The organism is Mesorhizobium sp. M7A.F.Ca.US.006.04.2.1 (assembly GCF_004022915.1).
In the GTDB taxonomy this organism is placed as follows: domain Bacteria; phylum Pseudomonadota; class Alphaproteobacteria; order Rhizobiales; family Rhizobiaceae; genus Mesorhizobium; species Mesorhizobium ciceri.
This window is the reverse complement of sequence record NZ_RZQA01000241.1, coordinates 1-7582: the sequence shown is the minus strand read 5'-3', so window position 1 is coordinate 7582 and position 7582 is coordinate 1. Positions and strand designations below refer to the sequence as shown.

Annotated in this window: 8 protein-coding genes; 5 read left to right on the top strand and 3 right to left on the bottom strand. The window is 60.3% G+C overall.

What is annotated here, in order from left to right; genetic code table 11:
• Positions 1–145 precede the first annotated feature (145 nt).
• Complete coding sequence (locus EN925_RS15025) at positions 146–913, bottom strand: transporter substrate-binding domain-containing protein (protein WP_127369635.1); 768 nt, start codon at positions 911–913, stop codon at positions 146–148.
• 294 nt (positions 914–1207) lie between these two features.
• On the opposite strand from EN925_RS15025, the gene EN925_RS15020 reads away from it, so the two are divergent.
• On the top strand, positions 1208–2152 hold the full coding sequence (locus EN925_RS15020; RefSeq protein WP_127385224.1) for an ornithine cyclodeaminase family protein: 945 nt from the start codon (positions 1208–1210) through the stop codon (positions 2150–2152).
• Between the two features lie 10 nt (positions 2153–2162).
• Positions 2163–3281, top strand: a complete 1119-nt coding sequence (locus tag EN925_RS15015) for an aminotransferase class I/II-fold pyridoxal phosphate-dependent enzyme (protein WP_127388711.1) — start codon at positions 2163–2165, stop codon at positions 3279–3281.
• A gap of 3 nt (positions 3282–3284) precedes the next feature.
• Here the strand turns inward: EN925_RS15015 and EN925_RS15010 are convergent, their stop codons facing one another.
• Positions 3285–3680 carry a RidA family protein gene (locus EN925_RS15010; RefSeq protein ID WP_164753785.1) on the bottom strand — a complete coding sequence of 132 codons (396 nt, stop codon included), beginning with the start codon at positions 3678–3680 and terminating at the stop codon, positions 3285–3287.
• 70 nt (positions 3681–3750) lie between these two features.
• On the opposite strand from EN925_RS15010, the gene EN925_RS15005 reads away from it, so the two are divergent.
• A complete protein-coding gene (locus tag EN925_RS15005; RefSeq protein ID WP_245487225.1) occupies positions 3751–5073 on the top strand; it encodes a Zn-dependent hydrolase in 1323 nt (440 codons plus the stop codon).
• A 415-nt stretch (positions 5074–5488) separates the two neighbouring features.
• Here the strand turns inward: EN925_RS15005 and EN925_RS15000 are convergent, their stop codons facing one another.
• On the bottom strand, positions 5489–5929 hold the full coding sequence (locus tag EN925_RS15000; protein ID WP_038644816.1) for an Lrp/AsnC family transcriptional regulator: 441 nt from the start codon (positions 5927–5929) through the stop codon (positions 5489–5491).
• 135 nt (positions 5930–6064) lie between these two features.
• Here EN925_RS15000 and rocF point away from each other — a divergent pair, with 135 nt between their 5' ends.
• Entirely contained in the window at positions 6065–6997 is a 933-nt protein-coding gene (gene rocF / locus EN925_RS14995) for an arginase (RefSeq protein WP_127368295.1), read from the top strand.
• A 2-nt stretch (positions 6998–6999) separates the two neighbouring features.
• Positions 7000–7582: ornithine cyclodeaminase (locus EN925_RS14990; protein ID WP_128336659.1), on the top strand; the 583-nt coding region annotated here is incomplete at its 3' end.

Genomic DNA, 7582 nt, shown 5'->3' with positions numbered 1-7582 from the left:
CAGGCCCAGTGCCGTGGCCACCACGAGCGAGCAGACGCTCAACGCAATCGTGACGTAGACGCCCTTCAACACAAACGGCAGGTAGTCGGCAGTTTCAGCCACAATCACCTTTACAGTCTATAGTTACACTCGAGAGCGTACGTGTTCACTTGCCAAAGATGTCGTAGCTGAAATATTTGTCGTTGATCGTCTTATAGGTCCCATCGGCGCGAACCTCCTTGATCGCCTTGTTCAACGCCTCACGAAGCTCGGTGTCGTCTTTTCGGAGGCCGATCCCAATGCCTGCACCGAAGCAACCGGGTTCGCTGACAGGGTCACCCTGGAACGCAAAACCCTTGCCGCGCTCGGTCTTCAGCAAGCCGAAATCGAGCTGGATCCGATCTGAGAAAACCGCGTCCAGTCGGCCGGCAGCAATGTCGAGGAACATGTCTTCAGCGTTCTGGTAAACCTGGACGCTGGCATTCGGATAGGTCTTCTCCAGATAGCACTGCGCCACACCCGGAATGGTGCCGATCTTCAGTCCACCCAGAGCCTTGTCGGCGAAGTCGATCTTGGTTCCGTCGGACGCAACGAACGCAGCCGCTGTTTGATAGTATGGATCGGTAAAGTCGATCTGCTTTTTACGCTCCTCGGTGATGGTCATCGAGGCAAAGATGCCATCGAACTTTTTGACCAGCAGACCCGGGATCATGCCGTCCCAATTCTGGGCTACGAAGGTGCAGTTCCGGTCCATCTTCTTGCAGAGAGCATTCCCTAGTTCGATTTCAAAGCCCGCTATCGAGCCGTCCGCGGCTCGAAAGTTGAAGGGCGGATATGCGGCTTCGGTGGCGAACGTAACGTCCCCCGCCACGGCCAGAGCGGGCATCAGGACAATTCCGAGTACCGCGACCAAGCCAAGCAATTTCTTTTTCATTTTTTGTCCCCTGGATTATGCGGGCATCTGCCGCAAGTTGACGATGTGGCATCCCTTGGGTCCACCCGGCGATCTTTCTCGTCGCAACCGAGGCGGGCTATCCATTGCGAAACTACTTCGCGCCGCATATGCCCTCCGGCCTTTCTGCGGTTCCAAGGTTAGTGCAGCCGGGGTTGTATGCGTTACCTAATTCCGAAAGCCAGGTTTCCAAACTAGGCAACCAAGCGTCGTCAGGTCCCATGCTAGGGCGGTGCGGCGCTATCAAATTGATTGGTTCTGCTCGGGGAGATGAAATTGACGAAGATCGTGTCGCTTGAGCAAATCCTGAAAGCGCTGCCGGACATCGATGTCGTCGCCGAAATCGAGCGTGGCTTCGTTGCCCTGTCCGAGGGAAAGGTCGAGGTCCCGCCAGTAGGCGAACTCCTTTTCCCGGACGAAAGCGGTGAGCTTCACATCAAATATGGCGCCGTGCGCGGCGACGACGTGTTCGTCGTCAAGCTCGCAACGGGGTTCTTCAACAATCCGAAATTAGGTCTGCCGCCGTTCTCCGGTTGCATGCTGGTGCTGTCCGCGAAGACGGGTCAGGTTCTTTGCATCCTTCTCGAAGAAGGGGAACTCACCAATCACAGGACCGCCGCTGCAGGCGCCGTCGTTGCGCGTCACCTGGCACCTGCGCGGTTGGAGACGATTGGCATTTGTGGCGCCGGCGTGCAGGCGCGCCTGCAGGCCGACTATTTACGCCGGGTGACGCAATGCCGTGACCTCGTTTTGTGGGCGCGTGATGTCGAGCGGGCGACTGAAGCCGTGCGCGATATCGCGCGGATGGGCTACAGCGCTCGAGTGGCAGCAAGCCCAGAAGAGGTTGCCTCTTCGTCGCAGCTGATCGTCACGACGACCGCGGCCCACCAGCCCTATCTGTTCGCGGGCTCCATTAGGCCCGGCACACACATCACTGCGATGGGCTCGGACACACCCGAAAAGAACGAAATCGATCCGATGATCCTGAAGTCGGCCGCCCTGGTTGTCGCCGACAGTATACCGCAGTGCCTGGTACGTGGAGAGATTCACGCCGCGATAGCGGCCGGTGTCTTGAGACGAGAGGATGTCGTCGAGCTCGGAAATGTCATTTCTGGAAAGGCGGGACGGCGGTCGCCCGAAGACATCACGGTGGCCGATCTGACCGGTGTGGCCGTGCAGGACATCATGATTGCCAAAGCGGTGGTCGCACGAACAACTTGAGGAGTGCCGTATGCAGATTCCCACTTTCGTCCTTGAACGAAGCCAGACGCTTTATGAGAACGATGTCGCCATCAATCTGACGGAGAGCGGCGTTCACCCCGCAGCTATCTCGGAAATCCTGTCTGCAGCCGAATTAGCGGAGCTTGCCGCACTCCCTCTGGGCTACGGATACACGGATGGCAATCCATCGCTGCGCCAGTCGATCGCCGATTGGTACCCGGGTGCGGCTTCGGAAAACGTGCTGGTCGCTCACGGCTCGTCGGAAGCGAACCTGTTGACTTTGATGGCGCTCGCCGAGCGCGGCGACCACATCATCGTTGTCGTGCCAAACTTCATGCAGATCGCCGGCCTTGCTCACAGCCTGGGGATCGACGTCACGCAGATTGCGTTGCGACCGAGCGATGGCTGGCAGCCCGATATCACGGCGCTGGAAGCGGCAATTGGCCCGCGCACCAAGCTGATCACGCTCTGCGACCCCAACAATCCGACCGGTACAACGCTCACCCGATCGTCCCGGCGGGCGCTCGCGGAGCTGAGCGATCGCACGGGTATCTGGTTGCATGTCGACGAAATCTATCGCGGCTCGGAGATCGATTCCACCGATGCGCCAACCATTTTTGGGATGGGCAAACGGGTCATCGTGACGGGAGGACTGGCGAAATCCTTCGGTTGCCCTGGACTGCGGATGGGTTGGATGATCGGTCCGCAAACCCTGGTAGCGGAAGGCCATCGGTTTCAGGACTACACGAGTATCGGCACTGGCGTGGTCTCGCAGTTCGTTGCCGAGAGAGCGCTCGGCGAGCCCGTGCGGAGCAAGTTGCTCTCGCGCGGCCGCCAAATCCTTATCGCCGGGCGTCAGCGGGTAGCGGGGTGGCTCGAAGGGCGCGATGGATGGTCCTGGGTCGTTCCGCAAGCAAGCGGCATGGCGTTCCTTCGCTACGAGATGAACATCCCGTCAGAGACTTTCGTGGAAGAATTGCGCCGTGCCAAGGGCGTGTTCGTTTGCGCCGGCAGTTGGTTCGGTATCGAGGGTCATATCCGCGTTGGCTTCGGCGTCGACCCGCATCATCTGGAAAGCGGTCTGGAAGGCATCGACGAATATCTGCGCGAAAGGCGGTTGTTCAATTGACCGTCACTGTTCATCGCGGCCCTCCGGCTTCGCACCGTAGGCGACGACTTCCAGTTCGACCAGACCGCCGTAGAGCAGTTCGGCGACGGTGCCGATTCGCGCCGGTTTAGAGTCCGGGAAGTATTTTGCGTAGGCGGTGTTGAACTCGTTCGCGTCCTTTGACTCGCGTAAATAGACGTTGACCTTAACGATGTCCGAAAGGCGCAGACTCGCCCGCTGCAGGATGTCTTTCACCTCCAGCATAATGCGATCAGTCTCGGCTGCTACCCCGCCGGTGACGATTTCACCGTCGGGCCCGAAGCCGGCAAGGCCCGACAAGAATACGAAATCGCCGGCGCGGACCGCTTCCGAAATTGCAAGCCCTTCCACATTAGGCCCGGCAATGAATTCAATCGTCATGCTGTTTTCCGATCTGTGTCGATACCAGAAAGCATTCATAAGACGGGCGGCTCGTGATTGGTTATGAGATGTGGCAACTGACCTTTCTGAAAAGAGAAACGACGAGCCCCATACCGCCGTGCAGGCTGGGTGGACGGCAAGGGAGAACGACGTGGCACAACCGATCAATGTCGACCCTGAACATGTCGAACGGCTGATCTTCGACCTCGGCAGGTTCGGAGCACACAGCGGAACCGGCGTCTGGCGCACCGTGTATTCGCCGGAATGGGTCGCGGCAGCCGACCAGTTCGCTGAATGGTGCAGAGAAACGGGTTTGGCTGTGCATAGCGACGCGGTCGGCAATGTCTGGGGAAGGCTTGACGGTGAAGAGCCCGGGCCTTCGATCGTGTCCGGATCGCATATCGACAGCCAGACGCCCGGGGGCCGCTATGACGGTGCCTTGGGCGCGATCGCAGCGCTGGTTGCGGTTGACGCGCTTGCAAAGCAGTTTGGTAAGCCGCGCCGGACATTGGAAGTACTAGCACTTTGCGAGGAAGAGGGAAGCCGTTTCCCTGCGGCAAGCCTTTGGGGCTCGCGCGCCATAACCGGCTGCATCGAGCCGCGCGAACTTGACGAGCTGGTAGACGGCGACGGTGTTTCGATTGGCCAAGCCATGAAGGCTGTCGGGCTTGATCCCGCCGACCTCGGCAAGGTGGAGCGCGATGATATCGACACGTTCATCGAGCTGCACATCGAGCAAGGCCCCGTGCTCGAAGCTGCTGGTCTTGGAGTCGCCCTCGTCACGGCGATCAACGGACTGCGCCACTATCGTGTGGAACTGACCGGAGAGGCAAATCATGCCGGCGCCTTTCCGATGGATGCGCGCCGCGATCCGATGGCGGGGTTTGCGGAAATCGCCGGCGGTCTCATCTCGACGGCGGAACGTTGGGGAAGGCCGGCGGTGACAACCGTGGGGCAAGTCAGCGTCGAACCCAACCTGCCTTCCATCATACCTGCGAAAGTCACTTTCATGATCGATGCCCGGCATCCTGATCCAGATGCTGTGCGGCGGCTTTATACCCTGCACGAAAATCTGATCCGGGAGGTCGCGGATCGCCGTGGCCTCAAAGTGAAGATCACGGTGGTTGAGAACCAAGAGCCCCTGATCTGTCACCCCGAAATCGTTGCGGCAATCAAGGCGACGGCGGAGGAGCAGGGCGTCAGGCTGGGCGCACTCTCCAGTGGCGGCAGCCACGATACACAGCAGATGTCGAGGATCGCCCGGGCCGGGATGATATTCGTCAGGAGCAAGGACGGCAGGAGCCATACACCTGAGGAGTTCTCCTCGATCGATGACATCGTCGACGGCATCAAGGTGCTGGCCGGGACACTCTACAAGCTCGCCTATTGTTAGCAGGTTAACATGGGACGTGACCCACTCAGTTCGGACCCGATGCCGGTGTGGAGTGCGACAATATCAGATGGAACGACTGACGTGAGGCGCGTCGCCGCGATTAGCGAGACGTCCAGGAACGACTGCGAATAGCGGTTCACACCAGATCCCGGCCGCCATGAAATTTACGATCGAGGTACTCAGACCCTAAATAGCGAACGACTAAGAATCACTCAATGCGGACCAATTTTCAATGAACCCTTCTCGCAGGCGTCCCCCTCGCCAACCAGTTTTCACGAGAACTCAAAGCTTCCTTCACGTTTCCCCGTGGCGAGCTCCAGCAATCACTATTTTAGTTGCCTTGGTGATTTTCGCTTTTGCGCTGACCCTGAGATGGTAAGGCGGCTTAGCCGTCGACCCTCTGCTTATTTCAGAACTAGGTCAATCGTGCTCGGGTAGTCCGCGGCGTGGCCAGGAGCAGACTGGTTTCGCTGCCCGTTATGCCGGCTATGAGTCGGATGCGGCGCAGCACCGCATCAAAATCAGTCAGTGATGCGGTCCCAAGCTCGACCACCAGATCCCAGCGGCCATTGGTGGTATGGATTGTCGAGACTTCCGGGAAGCCGCCCAGCGCCCGGACCACGCGGTCGGCGGCATGGCCCTCGATCTCAATCAGCATGATACCGCGGATGCGCTGATCGACGGCGTCGGCGCGCAGCACCACCGTGTAGCCGATGATATCGCCGGACCGTTCGAGCCGCTCCATACGTGCCCTGACCGTGGCGCGCGAGACACCTAGATCGATGGCGAGATCCGACACGCTGCGGCGCGCATCATGCCGCAGCAAGGTCACTAGCCGTTCGTCCAGTGCATCCATCGGAGTTACCACTTTGATCAGTTTTGCTGCCATTACGATAGACAATGCTTCTCGAATTGCCAATTCTGCCTGTTCATATCGCCGGCTCGCCATGATCTTCTCGCGGTCATTCGAACTTGGGCCATGGGAAAAACAATGCGTTGCAAAATCGTCGGGGCGCCGGTGCAGGACGGCGCTGGCAGAATGGGATGCGAAATGGGGCCGAGTGCCCTGAGGACGGCCGGGCTTTCTGAGGTGCTGTCCGGCCTCGGCCACGCTGTCGAGGATATGGGCGCCATCCAAGCAATTCCAGCGAGACGCATTTCGCACGGCAACCTGGCGCTGAAGGCCCTGCCTGAGATATCGGCCTGGACGTCCGCCATTGCCGCGGCCGCATACGCGGCGAGCGAGGACGCCATGCCGATCTTTCTCGGCGGCGACCATTCGATCTCGGCCGGGACCTTATCGGGCCTCGCCCGCCGAGCCGCAGAAGCCAGCCGCCCGCTGTTTGTGCTCTGGCTCGACGCGCATCCGGACTTCCACACGCTCGACACCACCGCCAGCGGCAATCTGCATGGTGTTCCACTCGCCTACGCCAGTGGCCAGCCGGGTTTCGGTGGCTATTTTCCGGATCTGCCGGCAGCGGTCGATCCCAAGCGCGTCTGCACCATGGGCCTGCGCAGTGTCGACCCGGCCGAGCGCAGCGCGCTCAACCAGGCGGGCGTGACCGTGCACGACATGCGCGCGATCGACGAACATGGCATAGCGCCGCTGCTGCGCGCCTTCCTGGCGCGTGTATCGGCGGAGGACGGGCTGCTGCATGTCAGTCTCGACGTCGACTTCCTCGACCCGTCGATCGCGCCCGCGGTCGGCACCACGGTTCCCGGCGGCGCGACGTTCCGCGAGGCGCATCTGGTGATGGAGATGCTGTCCGACAGCGGCCTCGTCTCCAGCCTCGACCTGGTCGAGTTGAACCCTTTTCTGGACGAGCGTGGCCGAACCGCGACGCTGATGGTCGACCTGACGGCGAGCCTGATGGGCCGCCGCATCATGGACCGTCCGACCCGCAGCCATTCCGGGAGCTTTTGATCATGACCACGGCAAAGCTGAACATCGTCCCCTTCGTCAGCGTCGACCGAATGATGAAGCTGGTGATCGCCATCGGCGTCGAGCGCTTCCTGACCGAGCTCGCTGGCTATATCGAGGAAGACTTCCGTCGCTGGGAACTTTTCGACAAGACGCCTCGCATCGCCTCGCATAGCCATGACGGCGTCATCGAGCTGATGCCGACAAGCGATGGTCGCCTCTACGGCTTCAAATATGTCAATGGCCATCCCAAGAACATGCGCCAGGGTTTGCAGACGGTCACCGCCTTCGGCGTGCTCGCCGATGTCGGCAGCGGTTACCCAATGCTGCTCACCGAGATGACCATCCTGACGGCACTGCGTACCGCCGCCACGTCAGCTGTCGCGGCCAAGTATCTGGCGCCGAGCGGCGCGCGCACCATGGCCATCATCGGCAACGGCGCCCAATCGGAATTCCAGGCGATCGCCTTCAAGGCTCTGACCGGCATCGACCGGCTGAGGCTCTACGACATCGACCGGTCAGCCTCGCGGAAATGCGCGAAGAACCTGGCTGGCATGGGGTTCGACATCACTATCTGCGAAACCGGGC